Source organism: Streptomyces sp. NPDC002779 (genome assembly GCF_042888685.1).
Lineage (GTDB): Bacteria > Actinomycetota > Actinomycetes > Streptomycetales > Streptomycetaceae > Streptomyces.
On sequence record NZ_JBIAQC010000004.1, the window covers coordinates 213,193 to 230,890 of the forward strand.

A 17,698-nucleotide genomic window follows, 5' to 3' on the forward strand; every position below is an offset into this window, starting at 1 on the left:
TAAAGGCACTGCGTACCCTCAATCTGCGGCGGCGGCGAGAGTGGTCTCGATCTGCTGGACGATCCGCCACAGGGGCGCGCCGCGGCGCGAGACCACGACCACCACGTCCTCGGGCTGCTCGTCGGCGCGGGGCGGCGACGGGGGCGGGGCCGTGGCGCCGAAGGCGGACTGCACATAGCCGAGGGCGTGGTCGACGGTGGCGCTCGCGTCGCCGCGGCCGTCCGAGCGCAGCCAGGAGCGCAGTGCGTTGTTGTGCGCCGCCACCACGGCGGCCGCGATCACATCGGCCTGGAGCGTGCCTTCGCGCCGGGCGGCGAAGCGGGCCCGCAGATACTCGGCGAGCGCCCGCTCGTAGCGCCATACCACCGACAGCTCGTAGGCGCGCAGGCCCGGCACCTGCTTGGTGAGGCGGTAGCGCTGCACGGAGAAGGTCGGGTTCTCCGCGTACATGCGCAGCACCAGCCGGGCCGCGTCGCACACCCGGCCCACCGGCTCGGCGTCCGGCTCACTGGCGGCCAGGAAGGCCGTCATGTCGGCGAGGCACCGCTCGTGGTCCGGGAAGACCACGTCCTCCTTGGACGGGAAGTACCGGAAGAACGACCGCCGCCCGACCCCGGCCAGCGCCACGATGTCGTCCACCGTGGTCTGCTCGTACCCCCGCTCCAGGAACAGCCGGAAGGCCGCCGTGACCAGCGCCTCCCGCATCGGCGGCTTCGCGGCCGCCTGGTCCTTTCCCTCGCGGCCGGGCGCCGCACTGCTGGAGCTCATGGCCCGGAACGTAGCACCTGAGCACGGCGCGCATGGCACTCAGTGCTGCCCGGGGTGGAACCGAGTGCAATGGGTCTGTACAGGCGAAGATGAAGCCCCTGCCGTCCGACCCCGGGTGGAGCGATGTGCTGGAGTGCGCAGGCCGACCTCGTCGCGGGCGTCGGCATCGCCGCCGTGGGCGTGGCGTGTGTGGCACGGGCGCGCCGCGTCCGGGACCTGCCGCTGGCGGCGCTGCCGTTGCTGCTGGGCGCCCACCAGATGGTCGAGGCGGCGGTATGGGCCCGGGACGGCGGTACGGGCCCGGCCACCGTGCTCTGGGCGGTCATCGCCCTTCCCCTCTTACCGCTGTGGGTGCCCGCGGGCGTCCTCGCCGCCGCGCCCCGCCGGGCCCGGCGGCGGCTGCTCCTGCCGCTGGCCGTCGGCATCGCCACCACGGCGGCGCTCTCCGTCGCCCTGGCCACGCGCCCGGTCAGGGCGGAGATCCGCGGCCACACGCTCGGCTACGCGGTGGATCTTCCGTACGCCGGGGGAGTGATCGCGGCGTATCTGCTCGCCACCATCGGCTCGCTCCTCCTCTCCGGCGACCGAGGTCTGGTCCGTCTCGGATGCCTGGTGACCGTGGGGGCGCTGATCTGTGTGGGGCTGTGGCGGACGGAGTTCATCTCCACGTGGTGCGCCGTCGCGGCGGTGTGCTCGGTGGTGTTGTACGGGTGGGTGCGCGGGGGCCGGGGCCGGGGCCGGGTTGCGGGTCCTGTGGCGTGAGGGGTGCTGAAGCGGGTTGCTGGGCGGGGTCGCGTCCCGGCTGCCGGTGCTCCGGGGCGGGTGGGTGCGCGGGGGTGGGCCTCGGTTGCCGGGTTCTCGGCGTGAAGGGCGCGGCGGTCTGGGGATGTGCGGTGGCCGGGGCCTGCAACTGGTCCTGTGGCGGTGAGTGGCGCGGTGGCGGGGCGGGGCAGCCCGCAGGGGGTCGCATTCCGGCGACTGGTCCCTGGGCGCGTGCCCCCTGGGTGCGTGGGGCCGGGCCGGGGCGGCCGGTCCCTAGGGGTGAGTACTGGCGGAGTCGGTGGGTGCGCGGCCGTCGTAGGGCGGTGCCGGTCCCGCGGTGTGCGTGCTGCCGGAGGTGGTGGGTGCGCGGCCGTCGGACGGTGGCGGCAGTCCCGGGGTGCGTGCTGCCGGAGGTGGTGGGTGTGTGGCCCTGGGGTGCGGGGCGGATCCCACGGGGTGAGTGCGCCGGAGTCGGTGAGTGCGCGGCGGTTGGAGTGCGGTGCCAGTCCCACGGTGTCCGTCGCCCGGAGTCGGTCCGGTGCGCTGCGACAGGACCCCCGGCGTGAAGGTCGGCGCAGCCGGGTACTCGGGGCCGCATCCCAGGCAGCACCTGCCCTGACAGGGGGCGATGCCCGGGACCGGCGTACCGCGAGGGAGAGACCATGACGCAGCAGAACGGTGAAAGCCCGACGCCCACCCGGCGGGCGGCGATCCCCGGGTTCCGCCCGGTCGGGGAGAGCGCGCCGCGCGAACCGGCCGCGCAGGAGACCGTACTGCTGCCGGTGAATGATCTGCCGGCCTCCGCCCTTCAGCAACCGGCGCACGACAGAAGCCAGGCCATCCTGGAGGCGACCAAGCAGGTCGCGGCGCTGCTCAAACGCGGCGACCACCTGTTCGCCCTGGCCGGAAGCGTGGCCGCCTACGCCCACGGCGCCGGCGCGCGGCTCCGGCACGACGTCGACTTCTGCGTCCGGCGCGAGGACACCGAAGCGGTCACCAGGACGCTGGCCGAAGCCGGTCTGACCGTCCGCACACCGCCCGAGGACTGGCTGATGAAGACCACCTGCCTGGGCCAGGAGGTCGACATCATCTTCGAGCTGGCGCACCGACCGGTCACGACGGAGACGCTCGGCAGGGCCGAAGAACTCGCCGTCGACTCGGTGCACATGCCGGTGCTCGCCCCGACCGACCTGATGCGGGGCCTGATGGAGGCCTTCTCCGAGCACTACTGCGACTTCGGGTCCGCGCTCGCCGTAGCCCGCGCCCTGCGTGAGAAGGTCCACTGGGAGGACGTACGACGGGACTGCGGGGACGATCCCATGCCCGCGGCGTTCTTCTTCCTCCTGGAGCGCCTGAACGTCATCGAACCCCCGAAGGAGGAGCGATGAACCACTCCCTCACCGAGCCCCCTCCCGGCCCCGGCCGAGCGCACCAGCTGGACTACCGGGTCGCCCACCTCAACGACCACCTGGCGGCCGGGCCCCTCGCCGAACTGGGCGTACGGATCGAGATCCGGGGCGGGGCGGTGCTGCTGACCGGTACGGTCCCCTCCGCCGACTGCCGCGACGAGGTGGTCCGGCTGGCCCGTGAGGAACTGCCGGACTGCCAGGTCCACGCCGACCTCGTGATCGCGGACGCGTCCGTGCCCGACCATGCGGAGGAGCTCCAGTGATCCGGGTCGCGGCCGTCGGTGACATCCATCTGGGCCCCGAGAGCCACGGCACTCTGCGGCCCTCCTTCGAGACGCTGCCCGAGACCGCCGACGTGCTGCTGCTCGCCGGGGACCTCACCCGGCACGGCACCGTGGCGGAGGCCCGGGTGGTCGCCGGGGAGATCGAGGACCTCGGCGTGCCGGTGGTCGCGGTGCTGGGCAACCACGACCACCACGACGACCGCCCCGACGAGGTCAGCGCCGTGCTGCGGGACGCGGGCGCGCACGTCCTGGAGGGCGAGTCGACGGTGGTGGGCGTCAACGGCACGCGGATCGGGGTGGCCGGTACGAAGGGGTTCGGGGGCGGGTTCGTCGGCCGCTGCGCCGGGGAGTTCGGCGAGCCGATCATGAAGGAGTTCGTCCGCTACTCGCGCCGCTGCGCCGACTCCCTGTGCCGGTCCCTGGAGGACCTCGGTGAGCAGGACTGCGACGTACGGGTCGCCCTCACCCACTTCTCGCCGGTGCCGGACACCCTGGCGGGGGAGCCGCCGGAGATCTTCCCCTTCCTCGGCAGCTACCTGCTGGCCGAGGCGATCGACACCGCCGGCGCCGACCTGGCCGTGCACGGACACGCCCACCTGGGCACCGAGCACGGCATGACCAGCGGCGGGGTGAAGGTGCGCAACGTGGCCCAGCCGGTGATCGGCCGGGCCTTCCACGTGTACCACCTGCCGGTGCGCGAGCGGAGCACCGGCGCGGGTGACAACCGGGTGGGAGCGGCGGTGCCGGGGGTGTCCTGAGCACGCGGGTGGCGTGGCTCGGCCGGGCGGGTTGTCGGCCGTCGTGCGTGCCCCTGCCGGTGCCCGCCTGGGCCGGTCATGAGTGGTGATCGCCCGCAGGTCGCCCGGCTGGGCGGCGGGCAGCCGGGTCGGCCCCGTGGCGCGTGAGCCGGGGCCGCCATGCAAGGCAGGCCGGGGCCCGGCCGCGGCGCGGGGGTGCCTTGAGCATGCAGGTGGCGTGGCGTGGCGTGGCTCGGCCGGGGGGTCTCGGCCGTCGTGCGTGCCCCTGCCGGTGCCCGCATGGCCCGGACGTGCGTGGTGATTGCCCGCAGGTCGCCCGGCTCGGCGGCGGGCAGCCCCCGAGGCGTGAGCCGGGGGGTCGTCAGGCAGGGCAGGCCGGGCCCCCGGTGGCGGCGCCGACGGCTTCTTGAGCGCGCCAACCCCTCTGGCTGGTCGGGAGGTCCGGCGTTCAGGCGGCCGTGCCCAGGGCTTCCTGGGCTCGTAGGTCGCCCGGCTTCGTCGGGAGGAGCGTCGGGGTCGGCAGTCGGCGGGTGCGCCTCAGCAGGCCCGCGCCGATCGTGGCCGCGATGATCAGCCCGCCCGCCACCAGCGCACCGCGCGCTCCGGCCAGCTCCATGAGCAGCCCCAGGGCGGGCGGTCCGCCGAGGCCCCACACCGTGCCGATGCTGCCCCAGACGCCGAGCACGCGTCCGCGCAGGTGGGCGGGCGGGTCGGTCTGGAGGACGGCGGTTCCGGCGGTGTCGGAGACGGACTCCACGACCGCCATCGGCAGGACGAGGATCAGCAGCACCACCAGGGACGGGGACAGGCCCGCCGCCACCTGGAGCAGACCGCCCGCGGCGGCCAGGGTGCCCACGAGCCGCACCGAGGGCCGGCGCAGCCGGGCCCCGAGCACCGCGCCGAGGATGCCGCCGACGGCGAGGACCGTGGAGACCGTGCCGAAGGCACCCGCACCGCCCGCCAGTGGCCCGGTGACCAGCACGGCCAGGGTCAGGCTGTAGTTGCGGCCGAAGACCGAGCTGAGCCCGGTGACGGCGGCGAGCGCGACCAGGCGGGGCCGGCGGGCGAAGAAGAGCAGGCCCTGGCGCACGGTCAGGTCGGTTTCGGCCGTCCCGCCCCGCATGTCGGGGGAGGGGGCCGCGGTCCGGTCGGCGTGGCGTACCGCGCCGGGCGCCGGGCGCAGGAACGGGATGACCGTGGCCACGAAGAGGAACGACAGACCGTTCGCGGCGTACGCGGCGGCCGTGCCGAGGAAGGCGACCGTCACCCCGGCCAGGGCAGTGCCCACGAGCCGGCCCGCGTTGTGCACCAACGCGCCGACGCCGATGGCGGAGGGGACGTCCTCCACCGGCACGAGGTCGTTGCCCAGCAGGGCGCACGCCGGTCCGTCGACCGTGGCGATCACGCCGGTCACCGCGGCCAGCACCATCAGCGTGGTCAGGTCGAGCCGGTCCAGTGCCACCAGCACGGCGGTGGTGAAGGCGACCGCGCCGAGCAGCGCCTGGCTCACCGAAGCCGTCAGCTTCAGCGGCCAGCGGTCCACGGCCCTGCCGCCCAGCAGGCTCATGAACAGGGCGGGCGCGGCCTGCACGGACATCGAAAGACCCGTGGCCGCGGCGGAGCCGGTGATCTGCAGGACGAGCAGGTTCTGCACCGTCAACTGCATCCAGGTGCCGGCGTTGGACAGGAAGTTGGCTACGGACCACCAGCGCATGGCGCGGTACCGCAGCGAGCGCCACGGCAAGCGGGAGGCTTTCGGCGCAAGGGAGGGCAAGGCAGGGGAGGCAGACACAGTGCGGTACTCGAACCAGGGGTCGGGGGAGGACCTGGGGAACGGAGTCACCGGCTGCGTTGCGCGGTTTGTTCCACCGAATCGGTCACGGCGCGGACCATCGTGACAGACGCGGTCCCCGAGACGACCGGCCCGAGCCCCGCCGTCCGGCCCGCCGAGGGCTGTCTGCGCAGGTGGGGGCCGCTGTCCGGGGTTCGAGTGCGGTTGCTCACAGCACGCTGAGCGGGCCCGTCGCCCCCAAGGCGTACGGGCCCGCTCAGCGGTTCGGCGGCACAGGGGCCGCGCGCGAGTCAGTCCGTCTTGCCGCGTCCGCTCAGCGCGTCGCGCAGCCGGTCGACCATGCCGACGCCGGGCGCCAGCAGCTTGTTGGCGGGCGGCTTGTCCGGAGCGGAGGGGTGCGGGCGGGTGGGGGCCGTCTTCTTCGCCTGGCGGACCTTGTCGCCGAGTTCGTCCAGGGCCTCGGCGGGGCACGTCGCGCGCAGCTGCGGGAAGAGGTTCTCCTCCTCGTCCGCGATGTGGGCGCGGATCTCGGTCATGAGCATGCCGATCAGCCGGTCGAACTCGCGGTCGCCCGGGTCGCAGCTCTCCAGGTCCTTCATGATCTGTTCGGCCTTGGCGTGGTCCTCGAGCTCCTGGTCGGCCAGTGCGTCGCCGCCCACGAGGTGTTCCCGCACGGCGGGGTAGAGGTAGGCCTCCTCCGCCACCGAGTGCCGCACCAGCTCCATCGTGACCTGATCCGCGTACACCTTGCGGTTCTTGTCCCCCGGGGGCAGCGCCTCGATCTTGCCGAAGAGCTCCTCGACCTCCCCGTGATCGGTCATCAGCTCCTCGATCACGTTTCCACCGTGACCCATGTCCTTCACCTCCTGCCTGAGACGGCGGCCCGGTCGGACGCGCCGCGAGCTCCGAGTGCCCGCCCGGGGAGGGATCACACAGGAGTCGCGCTCACCCGGCTCACCCCGCACAGTAGGAATCAACATGTGAAACCAACTGCTCCCGGAAGGCCGGAAAACCGACAGCCCAGCTCCATCCGGTGACCTGTTCTTTCACCCCTGACAACAGCTCGGAACAGCTCTCCGAAGCGTTCGATGGCTTTCCGCATCACTCCTGTGCCGCGCCGGACGGTGTGTGCCGGGGCCTGCCGCCCCCCGCCGTCGTGTGCGGACGAAGGACACTCCATGACTGAAATCTCGTCGTGTGCATGGCGGCGTGCCCTGGTGACCGGCGGCGCCGGTTTCCTCGGCAGCCATCTGTGTGAACGCCTGCTGGATTCAGAGGTCGAAGTCGACTGCGCCGACAACCTCTGCTCCGGGACGCGCGAGAACATCGCCCATCTGGCGGACCGGCGCGGATTCCGCTTCATCGAGTGCGACGTCTCCGCCCCCGACGCCCCCGGGCTGCTGTCCGGGCCGTACGACCTCGTCCTGCACTTCGCCTGCCCCGCCTCCCCGGCCGACTACCTCCGGCTGCCCCTGCAGACCCTCGACGTCGGCAGCCTGGGCACCCGCAACATGCTGGCCGTGGCGGAGCGGGACGGCGCCCGCTTCCTGCTCGCCTCCACCTCCGAGGTGTACGGGGACCCGCTGGCGCATCCGCAGCGCGAGGACTACTGGGGCAACGTCAACCCGGTCGGCCCGCGCAGCGTGTACGACGAGTCCAAGCGGTTCGCCGAGGCGCTGGTCACCGCCCATGCCGGGGCCAAGGGCACCGACGCGGGGATCGTGCGCCTGTTCAACACGTACGGGCCCCGGATGCGCGCGCACGACGGGCGGGCCGTGCCCACCTTCGTCACCCAGGCCCTGGCCGGTGAACCGCTGACGGTGGCCGGTGACGGCCGGCAGACACGGTCCCTGTGCTACGTCGACGACACCGTCGACGGGATCCTGCTGGTCGCGGCGAGCCATTCGGTGCGGCCCGTCAACATCGGCGGCAGCGACGAGGTGACCGTCCGCGAGATCGCCGACCGGGTGGTCGAGCTGACCGGCTCCTCCTCCCGGATCGTGTACGTCGACCGCCCCACCGACGACCCGCAGCGCCGCCGCCCCGACACCACCCTCGCGCGCGAACTGCTGGGCTGGTCGCCCCGCGTGCCGTGGGAGGAGGGCATCAAGCAGACCATCGCCCACTTCGCCGCGGCGCAGCCGGCCGGCGACCGGGTCCCGTAGCGCGGGACCGTCCGCTCCCGTACGCCGCTCGGAGGCATCGCATGCGTGTCCTGGGAATCAACGCTCTCTTCCACGACCCCGCCGCCGCTCTCGTCGTGGACGGCCGGATCGTGGCAGCGGCGGAGGAGGAGCGCTTCAGCCGGCGCAAGCACGGCAAGCGCCCCGTCCCCTTCTCCGCCTGGGAACTGCCCGAACTGTCCGCCCGCTGGTGTCTGGACCAGGCCGGCCTGAGCCCGGCGGACCTGGACGCGGTGGCCTACTCCTACGACCCCGAACTCGCCCGCCCGGCGGACCAGCTGGGACTGCACGACCCCTGGGACGCGCTGCGGCAGGAATACGCCCGCCGCGCCCCCGAGTTCCTCGCCGAGGCGCTGCCCGGCCTCGACGCCGGCAAAATCCGTTTCGTCGCGCACCACGTGGCCCACGCCGCCTCCGCCGGGCAGGCGGCCCCGTACCCCGACAGCGCGGTCCTGGTGCTGGACGGGCGCGGCGAATGCGGCTCCCATCTCGCGGGCCGCTACGCCAACCGCGAGCTGACGATCCTCGGCTCCCAGTCCCTGCCCGACTCCATGGGCCTGTTCTACGAGGACCTCACCCAGCACCTCGGATTCCTGCGCAGCAGCGACGAGTTCAAGGTGATGGCCCTGGCCTCCTACGGCGAGCCCCGCTTTCTGGACCGGCTGCGCGCCTACGTCCACCTGGACGGCGAGGGCGGGTTCAGGGCCCGTCCCGTGCCCTGGGAGGAACTGGTGCCGGCGCGAGCGAAGGGCAGCGGCTGGACGCAGGACCACGCCGACATCGCCGCCAGCGCCCAGGCCTGCCTGGAGGAGGTCATGCTCGGGCTCGCCCGCTGGCTGCACGACCGTACCGGCGAGGACGTCCTGACCATGGCCGGCGGTGTCGCGCTCAACTGCGTCGCCAACACCCGCCTGTACCGGGAGACCCCCTTCCGGCACATCTGGGTGCAGCCCGCCGCCGGTGACGCGGGCACCGCGCTCGGCGCCGCGCTCCATGTCGCCCATCAGAAGGAGACCGTGGAGCCGATGCCCACCGCGGCCCTCGGCCGCGGCTGGAGCGACACCGAACTGCGGGCCTGGCTGGAGAGCGCGGCCGTGCCCTACGAGGAACCCGACGACATCGCCGAGACCGTCGCCGCGGCCCTCGCCGAGGACGCCGTCGTGGCCTGGTTCCAGGGCCGCAGCGAATACGGCCCGCGCGCCCTCGGCCATCGCTCCCTGCTCGCCCACCCCGGCCGCGCCGGGAACCTGGAACGCCTCAACGCCGTGAAGGGGCGCGAGGAGTTCCGCCCGGTCGCCCCGATGGTGCTGGCGGAACGGGCCGCGGAGCTGTTCGACGGGCCGTTGCCCAGCCCGCACATGCTGTTCGTGCACGAGGTCGCCGCCGCCTGGCGCGACCGCATCCCGGCCGTGGTCCACGTGGACGGAACGGCCCGCATCCAGACCGTGGACCGGCGCGACGAACCGCTCGTGGCCCGCATGATCGACGGATTCGAGCGCCGTACCGGCCTGCCCGTCGTCGTCAACACCAGCCTCAACACGGCGGGCCGCCCCATGGTCGACGACCCGCGGGATGCCCTGGAGTGCTTCGGCTCCGCGCCCGTGGACCTGCTCGCCCTCGGCCCGTACGCGATCCGCCGCAAGGAGGTGTTCGCATGACCGGCGAACCCGCCTACTCCGTCGTCATCCCGACGATCGGCCGCCCCTGCCTGGCCGACTGCCTGCGCGCGCTTGCCGCGGCCGGCGACCACCCGCCCGAGGAGGTCGTCCTGGTCGACGACCGTCCGTCCCCCGCCGCCGAACTGCCGCGGGAAGCGGCCGGGGTGTTGTGGAGCCGGGTGCGGACCCTGCGCACCGGCGGCCGCGGTCCGGCCGCCGCCCGCAACGCCGGATGGCGCACCGTCAGCAGCCCGTGGACGGTCTTCCTCGACGACGACGTCCAGGTGCTGCCCGACTGGTCCCGCCGCCTCGCCGACGACCTCGCCGCGGCCGACGCCGGCACCGGCGGCGTCCAGGGACGGCTCCGCGTACCCCTGCCCGACGACCGGCGGCCCACGGACTGGGAACGAGGCACGGCCGGACTGGAGAACGCGGCCTGGGCCACGGCCGACATGGCCTACCGCACGGCGGCCCTCGTCGAGGTCGGCGGATTCGATGAGCGGTTCGGCCGCGCCTTCCGCGAGGACGCCGACCTGGCCCTGCGGGTGCGCGACGCCGGCTGGACGCTGCACCGGGGCGAGCGCACCACCCGCCACCCGGTACGCCCCGAGGGCGCCTGGGCATCGGTGCGGGCCCAGCGCGGCAACGCCGACGACGCCCTGATGACCCGGCTGCACGGCCCCGACTGGTGGTCGCGTGCCGAGGCCCCGCGCGGACGCCTGCCCCGGCACGCCCTGGTCACCTCCCTGGCGCTCACCGCCCCCCTGCTCGCGCTGGCCGGCCGGCGGCGCGCCGCGCGGATCGCCGGGACGCTGTGGGCGCTGGGCACCGCCGAGTTCGCGCTCGCCCGCATCCGGCCGGGACCGTGCACGGCCCGGGAGATCACCGCCATGGTCTCCACCAGCGTGGTCATCCCGCCGCTCGCGGTGCGCCACTGGCTGCACGGGCTGGTACGCCACCGCGGGGCCACGGCCCTCAGGAGCACCCCGTGAACACCCGGCCCCGTGACCCGAACCGGCCCGCCGCCGTCCTCTTCGACCGCGACGGCACCCTCGTCGAGGACGTCCCCTACAACGGCGACCCCGACCGGGTGCGCCCGCTGCCCGGCGCCCGGCAGGCCCTGGACCTGCTGCGCGCCGCGGGCGTCGCGACCGGCGTGGTCAGCAACCAGTCCGGCATCGGCCGCGGCCTGCTCACCCACGCCGACGTCCACCGCGTCAACGACCGCGCCGACGCCCTCCTCGGCGGCCTCGACACCTGGGTGTACTGCCCGCACGCTCCGGACGCCGGCTGCGACTGCCGCAAGCCGCGCCCCGGACTCGTCGTCGAAGCCGCCCGGCGGCTGCGGGTGGCGCCCGCCGACTGCGTGGTGATCGGCGACATCGGCGCCGACGTCCAGGCCGCGCACGCCGCGGGCGCCCGGGCCGTACTCGTACCCAACGCCGCCACCCGGCCGCAGGAGACCGCGACCGCCCCCAGCACCGCCCCCGACCTGCTCACGGCCGTGCGCCGGCTGCTCGGCGAAGGGCCGGGTGATCGCCGGTGAAGGCCCTGGTCGTCCGGCTCGACAGCTTCGGCGACGTGCTGCTCGCCGGGCCGGCGGTGCGCGCGGTCGCGGCGCACTGCTCCGAGGTGACCATGCTGTGCGGCCCGCGCGGCGAACCCGCCGCCCGGCTGCTGCCCGGCGTCACCGACGTCATGGTGTGGGAGGCCCCCTGGGAGGGCTTCGACCCGCCGACCGTGGCGGCGGCCGACACCGAGGGCCTGATCCGGCGCCTGCGGGACGCGGCGTTCGACACCGCCCTCGTCCTCACCTCCTTCCACCAGAGCCCCCTGCCCACCGCCCTGCTGCTGCGCCTGGCCGGGGTGGCACGCATCGGCGCCGACAGCGTCGACCACCCCGGCCGCCTCCTCGACGTCCGCCACCAGCGGCTGCCCGGCCGCCACGAGGCCGAGGCCGCCCTCGACACCGCCGCCGCCATGGGCTGGCTCCCGCCCCCCGGCGACGACGGCCGGCTGCGCGTCGTCCCCACCCCCGACACCATCGCGCTCACCGGCAACGGCCCCTACGTCGTCGTCCACCCCGGCGCGAGCGCCCCCGCCCGTGCCTGGAGCCCCGACCGCTGCGCGGAGACGGTGGCACTCCTCGGTGAGGCGGGCCACCGGGTCGTCGTCACCGGCGGGCCCGACGAGGTGGGCCTGACCCGTAAGGTCAGCGGCGACACCGCCGTGGACCTCGGCGGCAGGACCGACCCGCGGACCCTCGCCGGTGTCCTGCGCATCGCCGACGCCGTCGTCTGCGGCAACACCGGCCCCGCCCATCTGGCCGCGGCCGTGGGCACTCCGGTCGTCTCCCTGTTCGCGCCGGTGGTACCGGCCGAGCGGTGGGCGCCGTACGGGGTGCCCTGCGTCCTCCTCGGCGACCAGCGAGCGCCGTGCGCGGACAGCAGGGCCCGCCGGTGCCCCGTACCGGGCCACCCCTGCCTGGACGAGGTGACCGGCCAGGACGTGGTGGCCGCGGTGCACAAACTCCTTGAGGAGAGCCCATGAACATCCTCGTCTGGCATGTGCACGGATCCTGGCTGACGGCGTTCGTGCAGGGCCCCTACACCTTCCTGGTCCCGGTCACCCCCGACCGCGGACCCGACGGCCTCGGGCGGGCCCGCACCTGGCAATGGCCGTCCACGGTACGGGAACTGACCCCCGACGAGCTGCGCGAGGCCGACATCGACCTGATGGTGCTGCAACGGCCGCACGAACTCGACCTCGCCCTGCGCTGGACCGGTCGCCGGCCCGGCATCGACGTCCCCGCCGTCTACGTCGAGCACAACAGCCCGCACGAGTCGGCCGTGGACACCCGCCACCCGCTGGCCGGCCGCAGCGACATCCCCGTCGTCCATGTCACCCACTTCAACCGCCTGATGTGGGACAACGGCAAGGCACCGAGCACCGTGATCGAGCACGGGATCATCGACCCCGGGCACCTGTGGACCGGCGAGGAGCCGCGCGCCGCGGTCGTCGTCAACGAACCCCTGCGCCGCGGCCGTACGACCGGAACCGACCTGCTGCCGGAGTTCGCCCGCGCCGTGCCGCTCGACGTGTTCGGCATGCGCACCGAAGGGCTCGCCGGCCACCTCGGTCTGCCGCCCGACCTCCTGCGCAGCCGCGACCTGCCGCAGAGCGCGCTGCACCGACAGATGGCGCGCTGCCGCATGTACCTCCACCCCGTCCGCTGGACATCCCTCGGACTGTCCCTGCTGGAGGCGATGTTCCTCGGGATGCCCGTCGTGGCCCTCGACACCACCGAGGTGCGCGAGGCCGTCCCCGAGGGGGCCGGGGTGGTGTCCAACCGGCTCGACGTCCTGCGGGACGCCCTGCGCGGATTCCTCGCGGATCCCGTGGACGCCCGCCTGACAGGGGAGGCCGCCAGGTCTGCGGCACAGGCCCGCTACGGAGAACGGCGCTTCCGGGACGACTGGGAACGCCTGATCAAGGAGGTCACCCGATGAGTGCCAGCCACCCTCCGGCCCGCCGGGTCGCCATGGTGTCCGAGCACGCGAGCCCCCTGGCCGCCCTCGGCGGTCCCGACGCGGGCGGCCAGAACGTGTACGTGGCACAACTCGCCGGCCGGCTGGCCCGCCGGGGCTACGACGTGGTCGTGTACACCCGCCGGGACGACCCCCGGCTCCCGGACCACGTCACCACACCCGACGGATTCCGCGTCGTCCATGTGCCCGTCGGACCGCCCGCCCCGGTCCCCAAGGACGAACTGCCGTCCTGCATGCCGGAGTTCGGTCAGTTCCTGGCCCGCCAGTGGGCGGCCGCACCCCCCGACGTGGTGCACGCCCACTTCTGGATGTCGGGATGGGCCGCGCTCACCGGGGCGAAGGGTCTCGGGGTGCCCGTCGTGCAGACCTACCACGCGCTGGGCACCGTGAAGCGGCGCCACCAGGGCGCCGCCGACACCAGCCCGCCCGAACGCGTCGCCATCGAGAAGGCCGTCGGCCGCGCGGCCGGCCTGATCCTCGCCACCTGCCGGGACGAGGTGGCCGAACTCGTCGCCATGGGCCTGCCCCGGCACCGGATCACGGTCGTGCCCTGCGGAGTCGACCCCGACCGGTTCGCGCCGGTCGCCGACGCCCGGCGGTCCGCCGCAGCACCCCGGCGGCTCCTCGCCGTCGGCCGGCTCGTGCCCCGCAAGGGCTTCGACCGCGCGATCCGCGCCCTGGCCGGCGTCCCCGACACCGAACTCCTCATCGCGGGCGGCCCCGACCCCGCCCTCCTGACCGCCGAACCGGAGGCCGAGCGGCTGCGCGCCCTCGCCGAGGAGCACGGCGTGGCCGACCGGGTCACCCTGCTCGGCGGGGTGAGCCCCGACCGGATGCCCCAGCTGATGTCCAGCGCGGACCTGGTGCTGTCCCTGCCCCGCTACGAACCGTTCGGCATCGTCCCGGTCGAGGCGATGGCCTGCCGCGCCCCCGTCCTCGCCACGGCCGTCGGCGGCCAGCTCGACACCGTCGTGCACGGCGTCACCGGCGAACTGGTCCCGCCCGACGGCGACCACGACCTCAGCGGCACGATCCGCCGCCTCCTGGACGACCCCGACCTGCTCGCCCACTACGGCGAACAGGGACGGCGCCGGGTGCTGGACCACTACACCTGGGACCGCGTGGCCGACGGCGTGACCCGGGCCTACAGCGCTGTCTCCTCCGTCCCCTCGCTCTCGGGAGCCGTCCGATGACACTCGCCACCGACGTCACCCACTGCGACGCCCTGATCAGGGCCCTCCAAGGGTTCCGCGACTACGGCGGCCCGCGCCTGGAACGCTGGGGCACCGATCTGGCCGCCCGCCTCGGCGCGGGCTCCCGGCTGCTCGTCGCCGGCAACGGCGGCAGCGCCGCCCAGGCCCAGCACCTGACCGCCGAACTGGTCGGCCGCTACCGCGACGACCGGCCACCGTTCTCCGCGCTCGCCCTGCACGCCGACACCTCCTCCACCACCGCCATCGCCAACGACTACGGCGTCCAGGAGATCTTCGCCCGGCAGGTGGCGGCGCACGGCCGCTCCGGTGACGTGCTGATGCTGCTGTCCACCAGCGGTGCCAGCGACAACCTCCTCGTCGCGGCGAGCGAGGCACACCGCCACGGCATGACGGTGTGGGCGCTCACCGGCCCCGCCCCCAACCCCCTGGCCGACGCCGCCGACGACACCCTGTGCGTGGCCGCGGCGACGTCGGCCACCGTCCAGGAACTGCACCTGGTCGCCGTCCACATGCTCTGCGAGTACTTCGACCGGACCGTCGGAGCGCCCCGGCACGCGGAGCCCTGGGCCTTCGTCACCCAGGACGCGGCGGGGGAGGTCACATGAGCGCCGCCGCCCCCCTGCTGGTCGTCGGGGACGCCCTCCTCGACCACGACATCTGCGGCCGGGTCGAGCGCCTGGCCCCCGACGCACCCGTGCCCGTCGTCAGCGACACCCGGCGCGCCACCCGCCCCGGCGGAGCGGCACTCGCCGCCTGCCTGGCCGCCGCCGACGGCCGGCCGGTCACCCTGGTCACCGCGCTGGGCGACGACCCCGCCAGCGCCACCCTGCGCCGGCTGCTGGCCGGCCGGGTCCACCTGGTGGAACTGCCGCTCACCGGAGCCCTGTCCAGCAAGACCCGCGTCCTCGCCGACGACCGGCCCCTGCTGCGCCTGGACGACGGCGACGGCCGGACCCGCGAGAGCACCCGGCAGGCGTGCCAGGCCGTCGCCGAGGGGTCGGCCGTCCTCGTCGCCGACTACGGCCGCGGCACCGCCGACGCCCTGCGCGACCCCCTCACCGACGCGGCCGGACGGGTCCCCGTCGTCTGGGATCCGCACCCGCGCGGGCATCAGCCGGTGGCGGGCGTACGGCTCGCGACACCCTCGGCGAGCGAGGCGCAGGCCTTCGCCCGCCGCGACGCCGAGGCCCGGCCGGGCGGCGAGCTGCACGCCGCCGCCCAGGACGCCGACCGGCTGGTGCACCTGTGGCGGGCCGCCTCGGTGGCCGTCACGCTGGGCGGCCGCGGCGCCCTGCTCTCGCACGGCGGCACCCCCCTGCTGGTGCCGTCGCCGGTCACCGCGGAGGGCGACGCCTGCGGCGCGGGGGACCGGTTCGCGGCGACCGCCGCCGGACTCCTCGCGGACGGCGAGATCGTCGAGACGGCCGTACGGGGTGCCGTGCACGCCGCCACCCGGTACGTCGCCGAAGGCGGTGCCGGGTCCGTCCATGTGACCCCGGACCCCGCCGCCCGCCCCGCCGAGCCGGAACCGACGGACGACGCGCTGCGCACCGCCGCCCGGGTCCGGGCCGCCGGCGGCACCGTGGTGGCCGCCGGCGGCTGCTTCGACCTCCTGCACGCCGGGCATGTCGCCCTGCTGCAGGCCGCCCGGCGCACCGGCGACTGCCTGGTGGTGTGCGTCAACTCGGACGCGTCCGTACGCCGCCGCAAGGGCGGGGGACGCCCCTTCGTCCCGGTCGCCGACCGGGTCCGGGTGCTGCGCGCCCTGGAGTGCGTGGACGCGGTCGCCGTCTTCGACGAGGACACCCCCGAACGCCTCCTCGGCGAACTGCGCCCGCACATCTGGGCCAAGGGCGGCGACTACGCCCGCACCCCGCTGCCGGAGACCCCGCTGGTGGAGAGCTGGGGCGGCCAGGTCGTCCTGTTCCCCTACCTCGACGGCCGCTCCACCACCGGCATCGCCGAACGGGCGGCCCTGACCCCCTCCACGGCCACCCCGGCACGGAGGCGACGGTGACCGAGCGACGCGGGTCCGCACGGCGTGAGGGGGTTCCAGGCGCGGGGATCGGTACGCCCTCGCGGCCCCGCCTGCTCGTGCTGCGGGCGCTGGGCCTCGGGGACCTGCTCACCGCCGTACCCGCCCTGCGGGGAATACGGCGGGCCTTCGCCGGGCACCACGTCGTGCTGGCGCTGCCTCCCGCGCTCCGCGAGGCGGCGCTGACCACCGGTGCCGTCGACGACGTCCTGCCCGCCGAGGCACCGGGCCGGGCGGTGCCGTCGCTGGACCACTGGGCCGGGCCGCCGCCGGACATCGCCATCGACCTGCACGGCAACGGCCCGGCCAGCCGCGACGCGCTCGCCGCCCTCACCCCCCGCCGGCTCCTGGCCCACGCCGACCCCACCCGGCCCCCCGTGTGGCGGCCCGACGAGCACGAGCGGCAACGATGGTGCCGCTTCCTGGCCTCCTACGGCATCGCCGCCGCCCCCGGCGATCTGCGGCTGCCCACCCCCACCACCCCCTCCTCGGCGCCGGGAGCGGTCGTCGTCCACCCGGGCGCGGAAGCCGCCGCACGCCGCTGGCCGCACGAGCGGTACGCCGAGGTGGCACACCGACTGCGCGCCGCCGGGCACCGGGTGGTCGTCACCGGCGGGCCCGCCGAGGACGCCCTGGTCGGCGCCGTCGCCCGAGGCGCGGGGCTGCCTCGGCGCGACGTACTGAGCGGGGGCCTGCCCTACGGCGAACTCTCCGCGCTCATCGCCGGGTCGCCGCTCGTCATCAGCGGCGACACCGGACTCGCCCACCTGGCCGTGGCCCACGGCACGCCCTCGGTGACGCTCTTCGGACCGGTGGCGCCCCAGCTGTGGGGCCCGCCGCCCCTCGCCCGCCACATCGCCCTGTGGAAACCGGGACCCCCCGGCGATCCGCACGGCGACGTGCCCGACCCCCGACTGCTGCGGATCACCACCTCCGAGGTCGCCACCGCGGCACTGGCCCTGCTGCACGCCGACGCACCGGACGAAGAGGCGCAGACCCGGGTCGATCCGCACGGGATGGCCGTACCGCCACCGGGGTGATGCCCGTTCCGCACGGATGCCAAGGGATGTGACCCGGCATCGTCACCGTGTGGCGGGTACCCGCCGAGAAATCCGCCGCCGCGGAAAAGACGCGCGGCACATTGCCACCCATACTGTCCCTAAGGCCGCACCGCTGTCGGCCAGGCCCGCCGTCAGATCGTTCCCGCAGCGCCCGGGCAACCCCGGGCCCGACGCCATGAGGGCGTGCTTCGACCACCGGACCCAGCCGCAGCCACGTGCCCGGCCC

At 74.8% G+C, this 17,698-nt stretch carries 17 protein-coding genes; 14 read left to right on the forward strand and 3 right to left on the reverse strand.

Going from position 1 to position 17,698, the window contains the following annotated elements:
- Nucleotides 1-18: 18 nt before the first annotated feature.
- A complete protein-coding gene (locus ACFYW5_RS13730; protein WP_389417151.1) occupies nt 19-768 on the reverse strand; it encodes a TetR family transcriptional regulator in 750 nt (249 codons plus the stop codon).
- A 123-nt stretch (nt 769-891) separates the two neighbouring features.
- Between ACFYW5_RS13730 and ACFYW5_RS13735 the strand changes: the two genes are divergently transcribed.
- From ACFYW5_RS13735 to ACFYW5_RS13750, 4 genes are all read left to right on the forward strand, one after another.
- On the forward strand, nt 892-1,530 hold the full coding sequence (locus tag ACFYW5_RS13735) for a DUF6629 family protein (RefSeq protein ID WP_389417152.1): 639 nt from the start codon (nt 892-894) through the stop codon (nt 1,528-1,530).
- A 662-nt stretch (nt 1,531-2,192) separates the two neighbouring features.
- Nucleotides 2,193-2,918, forward strand: a complete 726-nt coding sequence (locus ACFYW5_RS13740) for a hypothetical protein (protein WP_389417153.1) — start codon at nt 2,193-2,195, stop codon at nt 2,916-2,918.
- Complete coding sequence (locus ACFYW5_RS13745) at nt 2,915-3,202, forward strand: BON domain-containing protein (protein ID WP_389417154.1); 288 nt, start codon at nt 2,915-2,917, stop codon at nt 3,200-3,202. The genes ACFYW5_RS13740 and ACFYW5_RS13745 overlap by 4 nt, the downstream gene beginning before the upstream one ends.
- On the forward strand, nt 3,199-3,981 hold the full coding sequence (locus ACFYW5_RS13750) for a metallophosphoesterase (RefSeq protein WP_389417155.1): 783 nt from the start codon (nt 3,199-3,201) through the stop codon (nt 3,979-3,981). Before ACFYW5_RS13745 ends, ACFYW5_RS13750 begins: the two co-directional genes overlap by 4 nt.
- 448 nt (nt 3,982-4,429) lie before the next feature.
- Here ACFYW5_RS13750 and ACFYW5_RS13755 read toward each other — a convergent pair whose 3' ends face one another.
- Together ACFYW5_RS13755 and ACFYW5_RS13760 are read right to left on the reverse strand one after the other, a co-directional pair.
- Nucleotides 4,430-5,695 carry an MFS transporter gene (locus ACFYW5_RS13755; protein WP_389417470.1) on the reverse strand — a complete coding sequence of 422 codons (1,266 nt, stop codon included), beginning with the start codon at nt 5,693-5,695 and terminating at the stop codon, nt 4,430-4,432.
- A gap of 368 nt (nt 5,696-6,063) precedes the next feature.
- Entirely contained in the window at nt 6,064-6,627 is a 564-nt protein-coding gene (locus ACFYW5_RS13760; protein ID WP_389417156.1) for a hemerythrin domain-containing protein, read from the reverse strand.
- A 324-nt stretch (nt 6,628-6,951) separates the two neighbouring features.
- On the opposite strand from ACFYW5_RS13760, the gene ACFYW5_RS13765 reads away from it, so the two are divergent.
- Genes ACFYW5_RS13765 through ACFYW5_RS13810 form a run of 10 tightly spaced genes read left to right on the forward strand, consistent with a single transcriptional unit; the run spans nt 6,952 to nt 17,451 of the window.
- Complete coding sequence (locus ACFYW5_RS13765) at nt 6,952-7,938, forward strand: NAD-dependent epimerase/dehydratase family protein (RefSeq protein ID WP_389417157.1); 987 nt, start codon at nt 6,952-6,954, stop codon at nt 7,936-7,938.
- Nucleotides 7,939-7,979: 41 nt separating this feature from the next.
- Complete coding sequence (locus ACFYW5_RS13770; protein ID WP_389417158.1) at nt 7,980-9,614, forward strand: carbamoyltransferase; 1,635 nt, start codon at nt 7,980-7,982, stop codon at nt 9,612-9,614.
- Nucleotides 9,611-10,606 (forward strand): glycosyltransferase family 2 protein, encoded by a 996-nt coding sequence (locus ACFYW5_RS13775; protein ID WP_389417159.1) that lies wholly within the window; start codon nt 9,611-9,613, stop codon nt 10,604-10,606. The genes ACFYW5_RS13770 and ACFYW5_RS13775 overlap by 4 nt, the downstream gene beginning before the upstream one ends.
- Nucleotides 10,603-11,160 (forward strand): D-glycero-alpha-D-manno-heptose-1,7-bisphosphate 7-phosphatase, encoded by a 558-nt coding sequence (locus ACFYW5_RS13780; RefSeq protein WP_389417160.1) that lies wholly within the window; start codon nt 10,603-10,605, stop codon nt 11,158-11,160. Before ACFYW5_RS13775 ends, ACFYW5_RS13780 begins: the two co-directional genes overlap by 4 nt.
- Nucleotides 11,157-12,164 carry a glycosyltransferase family 9 protein gene (locus ACFYW5_RS13785; protein WP_389417162.1) on the forward strand — a complete coding sequence of 336 codons (1,008 nt, stop codon included), beginning with the start codon at nt 11,157-11,159 and terminating at the stop codon, nt 12,162-12,164. Before ACFYW5_RS13780 ends, ACFYW5_RS13785 begins: the two co-directional genes overlap by 4 nt.
- Entirely contained in the window at nt 12,161-13,123 is a 963-nt protein-coding gene (locus ACFYW5_RS13790; protein ID WP_389417164.1) for a glycosyltransferase, read from the forward strand. Before ACFYW5_RS13785 ends, ACFYW5_RS13790 begins: the two co-directional genes overlap by 4 nt.
- Nucleotides 13,120-14,355 (forward strand): glycosyltransferase, encoded by a 1,236-nt coding sequence (locus ACFYW5_RS13795; protein WP_389417165.1) that lies wholly within the window; start codon nt 13,120-13,122, stop codon nt 14,353-14,355. Before ACFYW5_RS13790 ends, ACFYW5_RS13795 begins: the two co-directional genes overlap by 4 nt.
- Nucleotides 14,352-14,981 (forward strand): SIS domain-containing protein, encoded by a 630-nt coding sequence (locus ACFYW5_RS13800; RefSeq protein ID WP_389417166.1) that lies wholly within the window; start codon nt 14,352-14,354, stop codon nt 14,979-14,981. Before ACFYW5_RS13795 ends, ACFYW5_RS13800 begins: the two co-directional genes overlap by 4 nt.
- On the forward strand, nt 14,978-16,393 hold the full coding sequence (locus tag ACFYW5_RS13805; protein WP_389417167.1) for a PfkB family carbohydrate kinase: 1,416 nt from the start codon (nt 14,978-14,980) through the stop codon (nt 16,391-16,393). The genes ACFYW5_RS13800 and ACFYW5_RS13805 overlap by 4 nt, the downstream gene beginning before the upstream one ends.
- Nucleotides 16,390-17,451, forward strand: coding sequence for a glycosyltransferase family 9 protein (locus ACFYW5_RS13810; RefSeq protein WP_389417168.1), 1,062 nt, complete (start codon nt 16,390-16,392; stop codon nt 17,449-17,451). Before ACFYW5_RS13805 ends, ACFYW5_RS13810 begins: the two co-directional genes overlap by 4 nt.
- The last annotated feature ends 247 nt before the right edge of the window (nt 17,452-17,698 follow it).

Bases quoted from the DNA above. Each gene is read 5' to 3' on its own strand.
- ACFYW5_RS13730 (WP_389417151.1), bottom strand. From the start codon at position 768: ATGAGCTCCAGCAGTGCGGCGCCCGGCCGCGAGGGAAAGGACCAGGCG.
- ACFYW5_RS13735 (WP_389417152.1), top strand. From the start codon at position 892: ATGTGCTGGAGTGCGCAGGCCGACCTCGTCGCGGGCGTCGGCATCGCC.
- ACFYW5_RS13740 (WP_389417153.1), top strand. From the start codon at position 2,193: ATGACGCAGCAGAACGGTGAAAGCCCGACGCCCACCCGGCGGGCGGCG.
- ACFYW5_RS13745 (WP_389417154.1), top strand. From the start codon at position 2,915: ATGAACCACTCCCTCACCGAGCCCCCTCCCGGCCCCGGCCGAGCGCAC.
- ACFYW5_RS13755 (WP_389417470.1), bottom strand. From the start codon at position 5,695: ATGCGCTGGTGGTCCGTAGCCAACTTCCTGTCCAACGCCGGCACCTGG.
- ACFYW5_RS13760 (WP_389417156.1), bottom strand. From the start codon at position 6,627: ATGGGTCACGGTGGAAACGTGATCGAGGAGCTGATGACCGATCACGGG.
- ACFYW5_RS13765 (WP_389417157.1), top strand. From the start codon at position 6,952: ATGACTGAAATCTCGTCGTGTGCATGGCGGCGTGCCCTGGTGACCGGC.
- ACFYW5_RS13770 (WP_389417158.1), top strand. From the start codon at position 7,980: ATGCGTGTCCTGGGAATCAACGCTCTCTTCCACGACCCCGCCGCCGCT.
- ACFYW5_RS13775 (WP_389417159.1), top strand. From the start codon at position 9,611: ATGACCGGCGAACCCGCCTACTCCGTCGTCATCCCGACGATCGGCCGC.
- ACFYW5_RS13790 (WP_389417164.1), top strand. From the start codon at position 12,161: ATGAACATCCTCGTCTGGCATGTGCACGGATCCTGGCTGACGGCGTTC.
- ACFYW5_RS13795 (WP_389417165.1), top strand. From the start codon at position 13,120: ATGAGTGCCAGCCACCCTCCGGCCCGCCGGGTCGCCATGGTGTCCGAG.
- ACFYW5_RS13800 (WP_389417166.1), top strand. From the start codon at position 14,352: ATGACACTCGCCACCGACGTCACCCACTGCGACGCCCTGATCAGGGCC.
- ACFYW5_RS13805 (WP_389417167.1), top strand. From the start codon at position 14,978: ATGAGCGCCGCCGCCCCCCTGCTGGTCGTCGGGGACGCCCTCCTCGAC.